Origin of the sequence: Streptomyces sp. RG80 (assembly GCF_040446465.1) — a bacterium.
GTDB lineage: Bacteria > Actinomycetota > Actinomycetes > Streptomycetales > Streptomycetaceae > Streptomyces.
Genome location: NZ_JBEAAJ010000005.1, coordinates 119,871 through 133,913, shown reverse-complemented (window position 1 = coordinate 133,913; position 14,043 = coordinate 119,871). Strand labels below are relative to the sequence as shown.

At 70.7% G+C, this 14,043-nt stretch carries 16 protein-coding genes; 9 read left to right on the top strand and 7 right to left on the bottom strand.

Going from position 1 to position 14,043, the window contains the following annotated elements; genetic code table 11:
• Positions 1-20: 20 nt before the first annotated feature.
• The 6 genes from ABKA17_RS18320 to ABKA17_RS18295 all read right to left on the bottom strand — a co-directional run bounded on the left by ABKA17_RS18320 (position 21) and on the right by ABKA17_RS18295 (position 4,512).
• Positions 21-533: a MarR family winged helix-turn-helix transcriptional regulator gene (locus ABKA17_RS18320; protein WP_353693147.1), complete on the bottom strand. Its 513-nt coding sequence runs from the start codon at positions 531-533 to the stop codon at positions 21-23.
• A 140-nt stretch (positions 534-673) separates the two neighbouring features.
• Positions 674-943: a hypothetical protein gene (locus tag ABKA17_RS18315; protein WP_353693146.1), complete on the bottom strand. Its 270-nt coding sequence runs from the start codon at positions 941-943 to the stop codon at positions 674-676.
• 106 nt (positions 944-1,049) lie between these two features.
• Positions 1,050-1,859 carry a leucine-rich repeat domain-containing protein gene (locus ABKA17_RS18310; protein WP_353693145.1) on the bottom strand — a complete coding sequence of 270 codons (810 nt, stop codon included), beginning with the start codon at positions 1,857-1,859 and terminating at the stop codon, positions 1,050-1,052.
• 42 nt (positions 1,860-1,901) lie between these two features.
• On the bottom strand, positions 1,902-3,488 hold the full coding sequence (locus ABKA17_RS18305; protein WP_353693614.1) for a dolichyl-phosphate-mannose--protein mannosyltransferase: 1,587 nt from the start codon (positions 3,486-3,488) through the stop codon (positions 1,902-1,904).
• Between the two features lie 186 nt (positions 3,489-3,674).
• Positions 3,675-3,995 carry a hypothetical protein gene (locus ABKA17_RS18300; RefSeq protein WP_353693144.1) on the bottom strand — a complete coding sequence of 107 codons (321 nt, stop codon included), beginning with the start codon at positions 3,993-3,995 and terminating at the stop codon, positions 3,675-3,677.
• A gap of 10 nt (positions 3,996-4,005) precedes the next feature.
• Positions 4,006-4,512: a SigE family RNA polymerase sigma factor gene (locus ABKA17_RS18295; protein WP_353693143.1), complete on the bottom strand. Its 507-nt coding sequence runs from the start codon at positions 4,510-4,512 to the stop codon at positions 4,006-4,008.
• A gap of 518 nt (positions 4,513-5,030) precedes the next feature.
• Here ABKA17_RS18295 and ABKA17_RS18290 point away from each other — a divergent pair.
• From ABKA17_RS18290 to ABKA17_RS18250, 9 genes are all read left to right on the top strand, one after another.
• Positions 5,031-6,137 carry an ATP-binding protein gene (locus tag ABKA17_RS18290; protein ID WP_353693142.1) on the top strand — a complete coding sequence of 369 codons (1,107 nt, stop codon included), beginning with the start codon at positions 5,031-5,033 and terminating at the stop codon, positions 6,135-6,137.
• Between the two features lie 20 nt (positions 6,138-6,157).
• Entirely contained in the window at positions 6,158-6,985 is an 828-nt protein-coding gene (locus ABKA17_RS18285) for a roadblock/LC7 domain-containing protein (protein WP_353693613.1), read from the top strand.
• Entirely contained in the window at positions 6,978-7,361 is a 384-nt protein-coding gene (locus ABKA17_RS18280; RefSeq protein ID WP_353693141.1) for a DUF742 domain-containing protein, read from the top strand. The genes ABKA17_RS18285 and ABKA17_RS18280 overlap by 8 nt, the downstream gene beginning before the upstream one ends.
• A 3-nt stretch (positions 7,362-7,364) precedes the next feature.
• Entirely contained in the window at positions 7,365-7,925 is a 561-nt protein-coding gene (locus ABKA17_RS18275) for a GTP-binding protein (protein WP_353693140.1), read from the top strand.
• A gap of 10 nt (positions 7,926-7,935) precedes the next feature.
• Complete coding sequence (locus ABKA17_RS18270; protein WP_353693139.1) at positions 7,936-9,315, top strand: cytochrome P450 family protein; 1,380 nt, start codon at positions 7,936-7,938, stop codon at positions 9,313-9,315.
• Between the two features lie 92 nt (positions 9,316-9,407).
• On the top strand, positions 9,408-10,655 hold the full coding sequence (locus ABKA17_RS18265; RefSeq protein ID WP_353693138.1) for a cytochrome P450: 1,248 nt from the start codon (positions 9,408-9,410) through the stop codon (positions 10,653-10,655).
• Entirely contained in the window at positions 10,652-11,440 is a 789-nt protein-coding gene (locus tag ABKA17_RS18260) for an enoyl-CoA hydratase/isomerase family protein (protein WP_353693137.1), read from the top strand. Before ABKA17_RS18265 ends, ABKA17_RS18260 begins: the two co-directional genes overlap by 4 nt.
• 198 nt (positions 11,441-11,638) lie before the next feature.
• Positions 11,639-12,847 carry a lactonase family protein gene (locus ABKA17_RS18255; protein WP_353693136.1) on the top strand — a complete coding sequence of 403 codons (1,209 nt, stop codon included), beginning with the start codon at positions 11,639-11,641 and terminating at the stop codon, positions 12,845-12,847.
• Between the two features lie 90 nt (positions 12,848-12,937).
• Positions 12,938-13,438, top strand: coding sequence for a P-loop nucleotide/nucleoside kinase family protein (locus ABKA17_RS18250; RefSeq protein ID WP_353693135.1), 501 nt, complete (start codon positions 12,938-12,940; stop codon positions 13,436-13,438).
• Here the strand turns inward: ABKA17_RS18250 and ABKA17_RS18245 are convergent.
• Complete coding sequence (locus tag ABKA17_RS18245; protein WP_353693134.1) at positions 13,416-13,865, bottom strand: pyridoxamine 5'-phosphate oxidase family protein; 450 nt, start codon at positions 13,863-13,865, stop codon at positions 13,416-13,418. The two genes, ABKA17_RS18250 and ABKA17_RS18245, sit on opposite strands and share 23 nt — an antisense overlap.
• Between the last annotated feature and the right edge of the window lie 178 nt (positions 13,866-14,043).

The window sequence follows — 14,043 nt, the reverse complement described above, 5'->3', positions numbered from 1 at the left end:
GCCCGTGGTCGCCCTGCCCCTCAGGGCCTGAGCTCGGACATCTCCTCGTTCATCGCGGCCAGGAAACGCAGCACGGTCGCCAGCTCGTCCTCGGTGAAACGGGTCCGGGCCGCCTGGGTCGCCTGCGCCAGCGGGCGGAAGTACGTCCCGGCCGCCGACCGGGCGTCGGCCGCGTAGTACAGGTGCACCACCCTGCGGTCGGCGCTCTCCCGGACGCGGCGGATGTGCCCGGCTCGCTCCAGCCGGTCGACGCACGCGCTCACGGCGCCCGACGTCAGCCCGAGGTGCTGCCGCAGCCGACTCGGCGTCATGGGCTCCTCGGCGTCCAGGATCGCCGCGAGCGCCTGGACGTCGGTGGCGTGCAGACCGTGGTTGTCGGCGAAGCCGTGCACGAGGCGGTTGATCTCGCCGTTCATCCGGCGCAGCTGAACGGCGAAGGCCTGGAGGTCGGCTCCCGCCGGGCCCTCTCCCCGCGTGACCCGCTGGGTCGCGGTCTCGCCCGCCGTCTGCTCCCGGTCCTCTGTTCCTGCCACGTGAGCAGCCTATAGAAGTCGCCGCCCGCGAGACGGCACGGCCGGAGCACGTGACGATCAAGGGGTACGGCCTGCCGCCACACCCCGGTCCGCGCCGGTGATCCCACGCGCGGCGCCCGTCGTGTGGCGGACGCGGCCGGTCAGTCCTCGTCCCTCTCCGGCAGCGGCGAGTAGCGCGTGGGCCCCGGCGACCGGCCCTGTGGCGGATAGTCGCAGTCGATGCTGGAGATCTCGTAGTCGTCGCCCTCGCTCTGCTCCTGGTCCACGACCACCGCCGCGGTGCACACGCGGCCGTGCTCGTCGGTGAACGTGACGATCTCGGTGTAGTCCGTCGGATTGCTGCATCCCACGAGCAGTAACGTCGCCGCTCCGGCCGCGACCGCCACGCCGTGCCCCCACCGCGGTTTCATCCCTCGTCCCCCTACGTCGGCTGTGCGCCTCGACGCGCCTGCCCCCTCGTCACGGTAGACGCGGAGGCGACCGCGCGCGACGGGTCGAGCCGGTCGAAGGAGTCGGTCAGTCCCAGTCGGACGGCGGCTGTTCGACCCGGCCGCCCTTGTGCGGTGCGGGGACGTGGTCCTCGGCGCCCTCGGGGAGGGCGGACACGCAGGCCGAGGAGCAGGCGTTGACCAGGAGGGGCAGGACATCGGTCGCGACCCGCAGCGACAGCCAGACCTGGTGGAGTCCGCTCTGCTCGACGGGGCGGTCGCAGACGCTGCACCTGTGGATGGCGGGGGAGCCCCAGCGGCGGGGGTCCAGGTCCCCCGGGTCGAGGTCCGTCAGCTTCTCCTGGGCGGGCTGGAGCTTGGGAAAAGGCGGCCGGGTCTTGTAGTTGCCGAAGAGCGCGCGTGTGCTCACCGTGCTGAGTCTCAGTTTGGGGCAGCGGGTGATCTCGTACGGGAACCAGTGCAGGCGGTAGGAGGTGTACGGGGTGAACTGCTCCAGGCTCGTCATGGCGCCGATCTCCGGCGGGACCCGGACCAGGTTGCTGCCGTAGAGGACGAGGTGCTTCACGGCGGTCAGCCTGGCGATGCTCGGCGGCAGGGTGATGACCTGCCGCCGTTCCTCGGGGCTGAGCAGGGTCAGGGGGCGGAACTCCTCGCGGCCGTCCTCCGCGGCCTCGTCGACGAGTTCCAGCAGGCGCCGCCAGCCCGGCGCGGTGGTGTCCTGCCGCTCGGGATGGAAACCGACCCTGGCCCGTGGACGCGGCCGGGACTGGTCGATGCACGAGCAGACGTCCGTGGCAGGCCGGGGTTCGCCGGGGTCCGACCTCGACGTGTCGCCCCAGCGGTTGGTGAAGAGCTTCGGCTCTGCCTCGTCCGTCATGGCGCCACGATACGGAAGCGGTCGCGGCCGGCTCCGGCGGGCTCAGACCCAGGTGTCCAGCCACATCCTGGCGCGCCAGTCGACGTACGGGATCGTCTGCCCGCTGTAGACAGGGAAGAAGTAGATGAAGTTCCAGGCGATCAGCAGGACCAGTACACCCGCGGCCACCGAGCCGCGGACACGGCGGATCTCCGTCGCTCCCGGTGGACCCGCCAGGGCGCCGATCATCATCGTCACGGCCAGGCACAGGTACGGCACGAAGACGACCGCGTAGAAGGAGAAGATCGTGCGGTCCTGGTAGAGGAACCAGGGGAGATAGCCGGCGCCCACCGCGCACAGGATGGCGCCGGCGCGCCAGTCGCGGCGCAGTGCCCAGCGGTAGAGCAGGTAGCCGAGGGCGCAGCAGGCGGCCCACCACAGCAGTGGGGTGCCGAGGGCGACGATCGCCTGGGAGCAGTCGACCGTCGTGCGGCAGCCGTCCGACCCGGGTTTCGGTGACTCGTAGTGGAAGAGCACCGGGCGGCCCTGGACCAGCCAACTCCATGGATTCGACTCGTACTTGTGCGGAGTGTGCAGGCCCACGTTGAACCGGTAGACGTCGTGCTCGTAGTGCCACAGACTGCGCAGCGGGGCCGGGATCCACGACCAGGTACCGCCGCGGGTGTCCGCCCAGTGGCGTCCGTAGCCGTTGTCGGACAGGAACCAGCCGGTCCAGGTCGCCAGATAGGTCACGACCGCGACCGGAATCAGGGACAGGGCCGACCAGCCGAGGTCCTTGCGCAGCACCGCGCGGTAGGGGTGGTCCGCCCCGGCCACACGGCGGGCGCCGACGTCCCACAGCAGGGTGAGGAGCACGAAGAAGACGAGGAAGTACAGGCCGTTCCACTTGGTCGAGGCCGCCAGCCCGAGGCAGAGGCCGGCCCCGAGCCGCCACGGCCGTATGCCCGTACCGGCGTGGTCGGCGGTGGCGCCGTCGGGGCGCGGCCGCCCGTCCTCGTCGAGCGGCAGGGCTGCCGCGAGCCGGGCCCTGGCCCGGTCCCGGTCGATGAGCAGACAGCCGAACGCCGCCAGCACGAAGAACATGACGACGAGGTCCAGCAGGGCGGTGCGGCTCATCACGTAGTGCAGCCCGTCGACCGCCATCAGCGCTCCGGCCAGGCAGCCCAGCGCCGTCGAGCGGAACAGGCGGCGGCCTGTGCGGCACAGCATCAGGACCGACAGCGTCCCGAGGACCGCCGTCATGAAGCGCCAGCCGTACGGCGTGAGGCCGAACATCCACTCGCCGAGGGCTATCACCCACTTGCCCGTCGGCGGGTGCGCGACGAAGGCTCCGCCGTCGGAGAGCGGGATCACCTGGGGGTCGGCCAGGATCTGCGGGTCGGCGATCTTGCGGTCCGGCCAGGTTCCCTCGTAGCCGAGTCGCAGCAGGGACCAGGCGTCCTTGGCGTAGTACGTCTCGTCGAACACGACCGTCCGCGGGCTGCCCAGGCGCCAGAAGCGCGTCACGCCGGCGAGGAGCGCCACCAGCAAGGGCCCGCCCCATCCCGACCAGCGCGCCAGTTGATACGCCGCTGCCGGGGACACGCCGAGCTTCTGCCAGAGCCGTACACCCGGTTCGGGGAACGGCATGACCAGCCGGTCGCGTACGGACGTACGCGGGCCCCCGACATATCCGAAGCGGCGCAGCCGCTGCTCCCAGGGGATCGACCGGCGGTGCGTCACCTCGTGCGGCTCGTCGACATCGACGCGGGCGGACGCGTGCTGAGGGATCACGTGGTGGGCTTTCTGCGCGTGGAGAACGACGTGTGCGGGAAGTCAGGGCCTGGCCGGTGCCGGCGCCCCGTGGGCGCTGGAGGCGGGGCGGGCCGTCGGCAGCTCGGAGACCGACTCGGCGGAGGTGACGGGGCGGGGCTGGGGACCGGCCGGGCCGCCCTGGGCGAGCGTGCCGGACAGGACCATCAGTACGACTCCCAGTCCGGTGATGGTCAGTACGGAGCCCACGGCCATCCAGGCGGTCCGGGCCCGTTGCCGGGCGCGCACGCCCGCTCGCAGACGCCGGCGGTGCCGGCTCTCGTACGGCGTGTCCTGGTGGCTGTCGCGCAGCATGCGGGCCAGCTCCTGCTCGAAGTGATCCATGGCTCCTTCTTCACTCGACCGGCTCGACGGCATCGGCCATGAGCCGCCGCAGCCGTGCGACGCCGCGTGCCGTGAGCGAGCGCGCGGTGCCCAACGGGCAGCTCAGCACGTCCGCGACGTGCTGCTCGGGCAGGTCCTGGTAGTAACGCAGCACCACCGCGGCCCGCTGTCGTGCCGGCAACGAGGCCAACATGGCCTCCAGACGGGTCCGTTCGTCCACGGCGGCGATCTCGTCGCCGACCCCGGGCGGGTCGGGCAGCTGCTCCACGGGCCGCTCGCCCCACCAGCGACGGCGTGCCGAGCGGGCCGCGGCCCGGGCCAGCACCTTGCGCACATACGCCTCCGGCGCCTGTCCGCCCACCTTCGGCCAGGCGAACCAGAGCTTGACCAGCGACTCCTGGAGGAGATCCTCGGCTCGATGCCGGTCGCCGCCGGTGAGCAACCGCGCCAGGTGGAGCAGCGCCGACCACCGAGTCGCCACGAACCTATCGAAATCGTCGGATCGCGAATGCCCCATCGGTCATGCCCCCTCTCCCCGGCGAGCACGTCGGCCTGTGCCGCGACCCCACCTCACACCTCTAGGAAAGACGTCGGCCCTCGCTCGGCTATGCACTCAAGTCATGTGTCGTGGGTCACATGTTTCTTCCTGGCGGTGCGCGGCCACGACATGTCCGGCCGCCGGTCATTCCGCTTGGTTCCGCCGAGGCCGTGCTCCAGGGCTCGCGGGTTCGCCAACAGGCCTTGGTGGGCTGAGTTGTTGACGGTGTGTCCAAGTGAGGGGGGATCACTTCCGGTTGGGTTGACGGTGGTAGCATTCCGCCGTCTGCGGCCTTGATCCACTTTGCTCTGGCGCCGGTGTGAAACCCGACCGCTCTTGGCACCAACATTCATGCAGTCCCCGTGTGACGGGTTGCGGATCCTCGTGAGGCGTATCCGTCGACGCCTGCATGCCATGCGCCGAGAAAGGTTTCCATGACTCAAGACGTGTTTCTGTGGTGCTTGGTTGCGACAACGGCGATAGCCATCGCCGCGGTCGTGGCACTCGTACTCCGCAACAGAGCCCTGGGGGTCAGGAAGAAGGAAGCCGAAGCCGCGCTCGGGCAGCGGCTGAGTTACACCGACGCCGAACTCGGCCGGGTACAGCGCGAACTGGAGAAGGTCCGGGGCGACCAGGACGCCGTCATCCGCGAGGCCGAGCAGGCCGCGGAGGAGAGCACCAAGTCGGTCCTCAAGGGCGCCGCCCGCTTCCTCCAGAGCCTCGCCGCCGAGCAGACGGCACTGCTGGACGAGGTCCAGCGCAAGTACGGCGGCCACAGCGTCCTCACCGACCTGATGGACGTCAACCACGCCAACGCGCAGATGGCCCGCAAGGCCCAGGGCATCGCGGTCATGTGCGGCGCGCCGCTCGGCCGCCGCAACCAGCCCGCCAGCGTCTACGACGTGGTCCGCAGCGCCCAGAGCCAGATCCGCAACTTCCACCGGGTCGAGATCATGCAGCCGAGCGGTATCGCCCTGAAGGCGTCCGCCGTCGCACCGGTCGCCCTGGCGGTCGCCGAACTCCTCGACAACGCGGCCAGCTTCTCGCAGGCGGAAGCGCCGATCGAGGTGACGTTCCAGCGGGTGCAGAAGAACCTGTGCATCGTCATCGACGACGCCGGCGTCAGCATGAGCGACGAGGACCGGCAGAAGGCGACCGAGCTGCTCTCCGGCGACGCCGTCCCGCGCCTGGCCCAGCTGGGTGCCCAGCCGAAGTTCGGTTTCCCCGTCATCGGTCTGATCGCCCGTCAGTACGGCTTCAAGGTGGATGTCACCGGCGTTTCCCGGTACGGCGGCGTCCGTGCCGTCGTCCTGCTGCCCGAGGAGCTGTGGACCATGGAGGAGACCCCGCCGCCGGCCACCGAGGCGCCGGTGAGCAGCATCCGACCCGTGGAGGGCCAGCCCGCCGACGCGCGCACGATGCACGGACTGCCCAAGCGCGGCGCCCGCAAGTCGCCCATCGCCAGCGTTCCCTCCGCCGGCGCCGGCGCCGACGGGGAGCAGACGCCCAGGAGGCGCGGCGGCGGTCTCGGGGCCTTCCAGCGCGGCACGCTGACGGGCCGTGACCTCGACGCCTCGACGCCCGAAGGGTCCGATGACGCATGACGACTTCAGACATGTCGTGGATGGTCCAGGACATCGTGGACAACGTCCCCCGGGCCCGGCACGCCGTGGTGCTGTCCGCGGACGGCATCCCGCGCGGCTCCACGGACGGTCTCACCGACAAGGACGTGCGGACCATCTCCGCCGCCATGGCCGGGATGCAGTCGCTCAGCCGGGCCACCGCCCACTTCGCCGGGCCCTCCCAGGACCGGCAGTGGAACCAGACGATCATCGAGTTCGCGCACGGCTGGGTCTTCCTGATCGGCGCCGGCCAGGGCGCCTACCTGGCGGCCGCCGCGGAGCCCGATGTCGACATGCAGCAGATCTCCTTCCGTATGCACCGGCTGGTGGCCCGGCTCGGCAACAACCTCACGGCGCCGCCGCGGGTGAACGCCGGTGACGCCGCCCGCTACGGGGAGGACGCCGCGGCGCTGCGGGACGGTGAGGGCGGTTCGGGATTCGCCCTCCCCGAACTGGACGAGGCGATCGGCACGGTGCGCGGCGCCCGGCACGCCCTGCTGCTCGGCGCGGAGGGGCTGCCCCGCGGGGCCAGCGCCGGCATCGGCAGGGACATGGCCGACACGATCTCCGCGGCCATGACCGGCATCCACGCCTACAGCCGGGCCACCGCGCCGTTCGCGGGCGGACTGCGGGACGACGAGTGGCGGCAGACGGCCATCGAGTTCCAGCACGGATGGATCTTTCTGATCGCGGCCGGCGACGGCGCCTTCCTGGCGGCCTCCGCCGAACACGACTGCGACATCGAGGAGTTCACCACGCGCCTGAGCGACGTGGTGCCCAAGCTCGTCGCGCGGCAGGTGCCGCAGGGAGGGAGGGTCGGCCATGCATGACGAGTCGGACGGTGAGCTGGAGCTGACGTCGGCCTTAGTGCCGCTCTTCGTCATCGCCAAAGGGCGTGCGCTGCCCGCGGACCACGAGTACGAGCACACCACGCTCGTGACCGCCCAGGAGGGTGCCTCGGCCGCGGCCCGCACCCTCACCCCGGAAGCCCGCGCGGTCATGGACCTGATCGCCGACGGCTTCCTGTCGGTGGCCGAGGTGTCCGGCTACACGCGGCTCCCGCTGGGCATCGTGCGCATCCTGCTGGCGCAGATGGCGGAAGACGACCTGATCTTCGTGAGGAATCCGGCGCCGCGTGCCGAACGTGTCGACCGCGAACTGCTCATCGCCGTGCTCGACGGCCTGAATTCCCGATTCGGAGCGTAACGCGTGTATCTGGATCCAGCCGTCTCCCGTTCCGTGAAGATCCTCGTCGTGGGCCACTTCGGGGTAGGGAAGACGACCTGCATCGGAAGTATCTCCGAGATCGAACCGCTCCAGACCGAGGAGGAGATCACCGAGGCCAGCGAGGGCTTCGACGACCTCACGGGAACCCCGGACAAGACGACCACGACCGTGGCCATGGACTTCGGGCGTCTGACCCTCAGCGACACCCTGGTCCTCTACCTCTTCGGCACGCCCGGACAGGAACGCTTCAAGGAGATGTGGGAGGGCCTGTCCCGGGGCGCGCTGGGCGCACTGGTCCTGGTGGACCCCGAGCGGCTGCACGAGAGCTTCCCCATCCTGGACCTGGTCGAGCAGTTCGGCCTCACCTACGCCATCGGCGTCAACCGCTTCGACGGCACCCCCGACTACCCGCTCGACGAGGTGCGTGAGGCGCTCAACCTCACCGCGGAGACCCCCATCGTCCACTGCGACGTCCGCGACGAGGACTCCTCGGCCCAGGCACTCATCACCCTCGTGAAGCACCTCATGTCCATACTTGGCTAGGAGCCACGGCATGCATCAGCAATCCGACACGACCGGGATCCCGGCCGGTAGCCACGCCCACGGCAACATCCCGCTGTACGGACCCGAATTCGGCTCCGACCCCGAGCGCCACTACGCCCACCTGCGCACGCTGGGGCCCAGCGCGCCGGTCGACATCGCGCCGGACGTCGAGGTCGAGCTGGTGACCAGTTACGACGCGAGCCTGTACATCCTGCAGAACCCCGCCTCCTTCGTGCGCGACTCGCGCCGCTGGAACGCGCTGAACGAAGGGCGCGTCCCCGCGGACAGCCCGGCCCTGCCCATGATGGGCTACCGCCCCAACGCGCTCTTCAGCGACGGCGCCGCCCACGCGCGGCTGCGCCAGGCGGTCACGGACAGCCTCGCCACCGTCGACCAGGTCCGGCTCGTGCGGCTGACCCAGCAGTCGGCCGACTACCTGATCAGCCGCTTCAGCTCCGAACCCCTCGGCCAGGCCGAGCTGATGGCCGCCTATGCCCAGCCGCTGCCGCTGCTCGTCTTCGGCGACCTGTTCGGCTGCCCGCCCGAGATCGGTGACCGGGTCATCGCCGGGATCAGCGGCATCTTCCAGGGCACCGCGGGCGCCGACGAGATCCTCGGCGGCGCGCTCGCCGAACTCATCGACCTCAAGCGCCGCCAGCCCGGCGAGGACCTCACCACCCGCCTGATGGTGCACTCCGCCCGGCTGACCGACGAGGAGGTGCTGCACCAGCTGGTGACCCTGCTCTCCGGCGGCACCGCACCGCTGGGCGCCGCGATCGGCACCAGCAGTGCGCTGTACCTCAGCGAGGACTGGCCCTCCGGCCTGCCGATCGAGGACGCGGTCGTGCAGACCCTGTGGAACTACGCGCCGATCGCCAACTACGCGGCCCACTACCCCACTCAGGACGTCGAGCTGGCCGGCCGGACGCTGCGGGCGGGCGACCCGGTCCTGATCTCCTTCGCGGCGGCCAACACCGACCCCAAGCTGACCGAGCACCGCGAACAGCTCAGCTCCAAGGCCCATCTGGCCTTCGGCGCCGGCCCGCACGGCTGCCCCGCCAAGGACCCGGCCTTCATGATCGCGGCCACGGCCGTCGAGTCCCTGCTGAACCGGCTGCCCGACGTCGAACTGCGCGTCCCCTTCAAGGAACTCGCCTGGGTGCCGACGCCCTGGAGCCGCTCCCTGGTGACCGTTCCGATCCGGTTCACCCCGCGCACCGTGCCCTCGGCCGCCGCTTCCCGGCCCGCGGCACCGCGCACCGCCGACACGACGCTGCCGTCCGCGGCCGCCACCCCGCAGACATTCCAGACTCCGCGGACGACGCAGGACGCATCGCAGCTCAAGGGCGGTCTGTTCAGCCGCTTCCGCGCGTGGGTGAGGGGCGAGTGACGTAGGTAACGCTGTGAGAACACAGTGTTATTGGATGGTTCAAACACCCCACGGGTACGTATGGCGGCTGATCCTAGAAAGGGGCCGCCATCGTGGGCACTGCCACGGCTCGGTCATTCAACCGTCGCGCCACCGTCTCCCTGTTCTCCCGTCTGCGTAAGCCTGACGGACAGGCCGATCCCTTCCCCCTCTACACCGAACTCCAGGCGCGGGGCTCCGTCAGCCCCGCCCCCTGGGGCGGCTTCCTCGTCACCGGCTACGGCACCTGTGACCAGATACTGCGCAGCAGCGCCTGGCTCGAACCGGACACGCGCTGGCGAGAACGTCAGGGGGCGCGCACACGTTGGAGCGCCCCCTCCGCCCGTGAGATCAGCCGCACCCTGCCGGCGCTCAACCCCCCGGAGCACACCCGGGTGCGCCGGTCGGCCGGCAACTTCGACCGCAGCACCATCGAACAGATCGGCCGGCGGGCGAGCCAGGTGGTCGACCGGCTCCTCGACACGCTGGAAGAGCGACTCCACGCCGGGGAGGCGGACTTCGCCGCCCTGGTCGGCGAGGAACTCCCCGTCGCCACCATCGGCGACTGGCTCGGATTGCCGAGCGCGGACTGGCCGCGGCTGCGCGAACTGACCCACGACCAGGTCTTCACCCAGGAACTCCTGCCCTCGGCCAGCCAGTTGGCCCGGTCGGACGCCGCCATGGCGGAACTGCGGGCCTACTTCCTCGCCCTGGTGCGCGACCGGCGCGCCCACCCCGGCGAGGACCCCGTGTCCCGGTGGATACGCAGCTGGGACGCCCTGGAACCGGATCAGGACAAGGCCGACGAGGCCGTCTACTTCCTCGCCCTGTTCGTCCTGCTCGCGGCCCTGGAGACGACCTCCACCCTGCTGTCGACCATGACCCTCCTGCTCGTCGAGGACCCCGACCGCTGGACTCTCCTCGCCGAAGACCCCGACCTGGTGCCCGCGTTCGTGGAGGAGGCCCTGCGCTACGACCCTCCGACCCATGTGATCAGCAGGATCGCCGCCCAGGACTGCCTCCTGGATGACGTCGAGGTCCGCGCGGACGAGATGGTCCACCTCATGATCGGTGCCGCCCACCGGGACCCCGCCCGCTTCAGCAGCCCCGAGGTGTTCGACCCGCACCGCAAGCCCACCCACCTCTCCTTCAGCGGAGGCATCCACTATTGCCTCGGGGCGCCCCTGGCCCGGCTGGAGGCCCAGACCCTGCTCCGTCAGACGATCACCCGCCTGCCGCGCCTCACCCTGGTCCGCCGCCCCTCCTGGGCGCCCCGGGTGGCGTTCCGGCGCCTGCTGAATCTGGATGTCGCCCCCGCATGAACCCCACCGCCCCCGCCCCTGCCGCCCCGCCCGTCCCCGCCATATCCCCCAACAAACCGATAGCCGTCGCACAGAACGGCCCGGTCCTCCACGTCGAACTGCCCGACGACACACTGGGCGCCGCCGTCCTGGACGAACTCATCGCCCTCCTCGACGACCTCCACGAACGCCCCGACATCCGCATCCTGGTCCTGTCCTCCATGGGCGACGACTTCTGTCTGGGCGCCGACCGCCTGGAGTACCAGGACGCCCTCGCCGCGGACCCGACCGGAGCCACGACGCGCCGTATCGCGGACAAGGCCCACCGTCTGTGCCAGGCACTGGAGAACACCCACGCCGTCACCGTCGCCCGCCTCCACGGCAAGGTCGTCGGCGCCGGCCTCGCCCTCGCCGCCTACTGCGATCTGCGCGCCGGCTCGGACACCTGCCGCTTCCGCATGCCCGAGGTCGGCGTCGGCCTCGCACCCGCCTGGGGCGGCGGCATGGGTAGGCTGATCTCGGAGGTCGGCGTCGCGAGGATCCGCGAACTCATGCTCACCTGCGAGGTCTTCGACGCGGACACCGCCCACCGACTGGGCCTCCTGCACAAGGTCGCCCCCCTCGACCGGTTGGACGACACCATCGCCGCCTGGACCAGACCCCTCACCCGCCGCTCCCCGGAGGCGCTCGTCCTGACCAAACGCATGCTCACCGGCTACGCCAAAGCCGCCCGCACGGCCGACATCGCCCTGCTCGACTCCCACCTCCTGACCGCCCAGCTCACCGCGCACCGCAGCCGCGACTGACCCCACCGGCCGTACCCGACGCCCTCACCTTCGCGGAGACCGCCCCGCGGGGTGGGGGTCAACACAGCCTGGGGCGACCGCACTTCTTACGAGACCCTGACGCGGACGCGAAACCCGTTCACCTCGCCCGCCCCATGGCCAACTCTGGTCTCGTCCGCCACCGACCGGTGGCTGTACGAGGTCCGAGGAGAGCAACGTATGAGCAGGCACACCAGGCGCAGGTCGTCGTTACAAGTCAGACTGCTCGGCGCCGGTGCCGCGGTCGTCGCCGTGGCAGCCGCCGTCGCGACGGTGACCGTCGCCTCCGCGCACGAGCCGGGCGGCCGGACCGCGCAGCGGGCCGGAGCCGATCACGCGGTCTTCGTACAGGGCAACGAACTGGACGGCAACACCATCCACGTCTTCGAGCGCGGCGACGACGGCACCCTGAGCGCGGCCGGCCGCTACGCCACCGGCGGCAGGGGAGGCGACCAGGTCGACGCGCCCACCGATTCACTGGCCTCCCAGGGCTCCCTCGTCTACGACAAGGCCTCTAGCCTGCTGCTGGCCGTGAACGCGGGCAGCGGCACCGTGACCTCCTTCCAGGTCCGCGGCCGAAAGCTGATACAGCGTCAGGTCGTGGACTCCGGCGGGGACTTCCCCGCCTCCATCGCGGTGCACGGAAACCTCGCCTACGTCATGAACGCGGGTGGCGCCGGCAGTGTCCAGGGCTTCCGGATCACCGCCAGGGGACTGAAGCCGCTGCACGGCTCCCACCGCTCGCTCGGACTGGCCAACGACCGGGTGCCGCTGTTCAGCAGCTCACCCGGCCAGGTCGCCTTCACCCCGGACGGCCGGGCCCTCGCGGTGACCACCAAGTCCGCGAACACCGTCGAGGTCTTCCCCGTACGGCGCGACGGACGCCCGGCCCGCCACGCCGTGCTCAACCGCTCCGCCGGCGAGGTCCCCTTCGCGATCACCTTCGACCGGCGGGGCCGCATGCTGGTGGCCGAGGCCAAGAACTCCACCGTCACCACGTACCGGGTACGCCGTGACGGCCGCCTCAAGACCGTACAAGCGCCGCTGCCCAACGGTCAGGACACCCTGTGCTGGCTGGAGCGCGCCGGTGACTTCTTCTACGGGGGCAACACCGCGAACTCCACCGTCACCGGCTACCGCACCGACGCCCACGGCAGCCTTGCCCTCACGAACTCCCTCGGCATCGCCACGCCTCCGTCGGCCATGTCCCAGGGGGTCATCGATCTCGCGGTGACACCGGACGCGAAGTTCCTGTACGTCCAGAACGCCCTCTCCGGAACGGTCGACGGCTTCCGCGTCGGCCACGACGGTGCCCTCACCAAGGTCACCACCGCCACAGGTCTGCCCTCCTTCGCCGAGTCCGGGATGGAGGGCATCGCCGCGGTGTAAAGGAAAGCGGCCACCGCGGCCCGACGCCCCGGACGTGACGTCCGGGGCGTCTACGCTGGTGATGATCGCGAGGCGCTGTGGAGGCAGTTGGTGGACGCGAGGACCGAACCGAGGCTGATCCTCCTGTGCGGTCTTCCCGGATCCGGGAAGACGACGCTGGCCAGACGTCTGGCGAGCGCCGTGCCTGCGGTGCGTCTGTGTCCGGACGAGTGGCTGGCGGATCTCGGCGTCGACCTGTTCGACGAAGTGATGCGTGACCGCCTCGAGAGACGGTTCTGGGAGCACGCCCAGGAACTGTTGCGGCTCGGACAGACGGTCGTCCTGGAGTTCGGCTTCTGGGCACGTGCCGAGCGGGACGAGAAACGCGTGGGCGCGCGTGCCCTCGGCGTTCCCGTGGAGCTGCACCATCTCTCGGCGCCGCTCGACGAACTCGCCCGTCGTCTCGAGTTCCGCCACGCGGCGGGTGGAAGGGGAACAGCCCCGGTCACCCGCGAGATGCTCGATGAGTACGCGAAGATCTTCGAGGCACCTACCGAGGACGAACTCGGGCTCTTCGACGAACCGCCCGCTACTCGGCAGGTGCCAGCCTGACCCCGGTGACCAGATCGGGGCGGATACGGACCGTGTAGTCCATGGCCTGTCCCACCCAGGGCTCGAGGAGTGCCCGGTAGCGGGCCAGTTCGTGGGGGTCGGTCACGAGATGCGCGTAGCCGGTGACGACCACGCTCCAACCGAGACGGGTGTCCGGGTCGATCGCGTCCGCCTCGTACGCCACGACCACGCCCGGATCGCCCGCCTGCCGGGTCCGCGCGGTCAGGGACGCGCCGTCGTGGGTGCGGATGACGACCGAACCGGCGTCCAGCACGTGGTTGACCGGGCGGATCGTCGGCAGAGCCCGCCGGGTGAAGACGATCCGCCCGAACGGCACACTGGCCAGCAGCCGCAGTGCCTCGGCGGTGTCGAGGTCGACGCGTCGGCGGGCCCCGGGGGCCGCCGGTCGTATGTTGTCGAGAGCCATGGCGGGCTTCCTGTGTGCTGGTGGCGGACGAACGGTGAGGTGCCCCTCACGCGGCCGTGTCCGATCGGATCATTGGACGCCCGCGTGAACCGGTGCCGCTAGGGCCGTTCGGCCCTGGGCCAAAGGCCCTGAAGCGTGAAGGATCAAAAGGACAGCGCGTTCGCGGGGATGACGAGGA

Coding starts and splice junctions, on each gene's coding strand:
- ABKA17_RS18315 (WP_353693146.1), bottom strand. CDS start 943: ATGAAACCGCGGTGGGGGCACGGCGTGGCGGTCGCGGCCGGAGCGGCG.
- ABKA17_RS18310 (WP_353693145.1), bottom strand. CDS start 1,859: ATGACGGACGAGGCAGAGCCGAAGCTCTTCACCAACCGCTGGGGCGAC.
- ABKA17_RS18305 (WP_353693614.1), bottom strand. CDS start 3,488: ATGCCGTTCCCCGAACCGGGTGTACGGCTCTGGCAGAAGCTCGGCGTG.
- ABKA17_RS18300 (WP_353693144.1), bottom strand. CDS start 3,995: ATGGATCACTTCGAGCAGGAGCTGGCCCGCATGCTGCGCGACAGCCAC.
- ABKA17_RS18295 (WP_353693143.1), bottom strand. CDS start 4,512: ATGGGGCATTCGCGATCCGACGATTTCGATAGGTTCGTGGCGACTCGG.
- ABKA17_RS18285 (WP_353693613.1), top strand. CDS start 6,158: ATGGTCCAGGACATCGTGGACAACGTCCCCCGGGCCCGGCACGCCGTG.
- ABKA17_RS18280 (WP_353693141.1), top strand. CDS start 6,978: ATGCATGACGAGTCGGACGGTGAGCTGGAGCTGACGTCGGCCTTAGTG.
- ABKA17_RS18270 (WP_353693139.1), top strand. CDS start 7,936: ATGCATCAGCAATCCGACACGACCGGGATCCCGGCCGGTAGCCACGCC.
- ABKA17_RS18260 (WP_353693137.1), top strand. CDS start 10,652: ATGAACCCCACCGCCCCCGCCCCTGCCGCCCCGCCCGTCCCCGCCATA.
- ABKA17_RS18255 (WP_353693136.1), top strand. CDS start 11,639: ATGAGCAGGCACACCAGGCGCAGGTCGTCGTTACAAGTCAGACTGCTC.
- ABKA17_RS18245 (WP_353693134.1), bottom strand. CDS start 13,865: ATGGCTCTCGACAACATACGACCGGCGGCCCCCGGGGCCCGCCGACGC.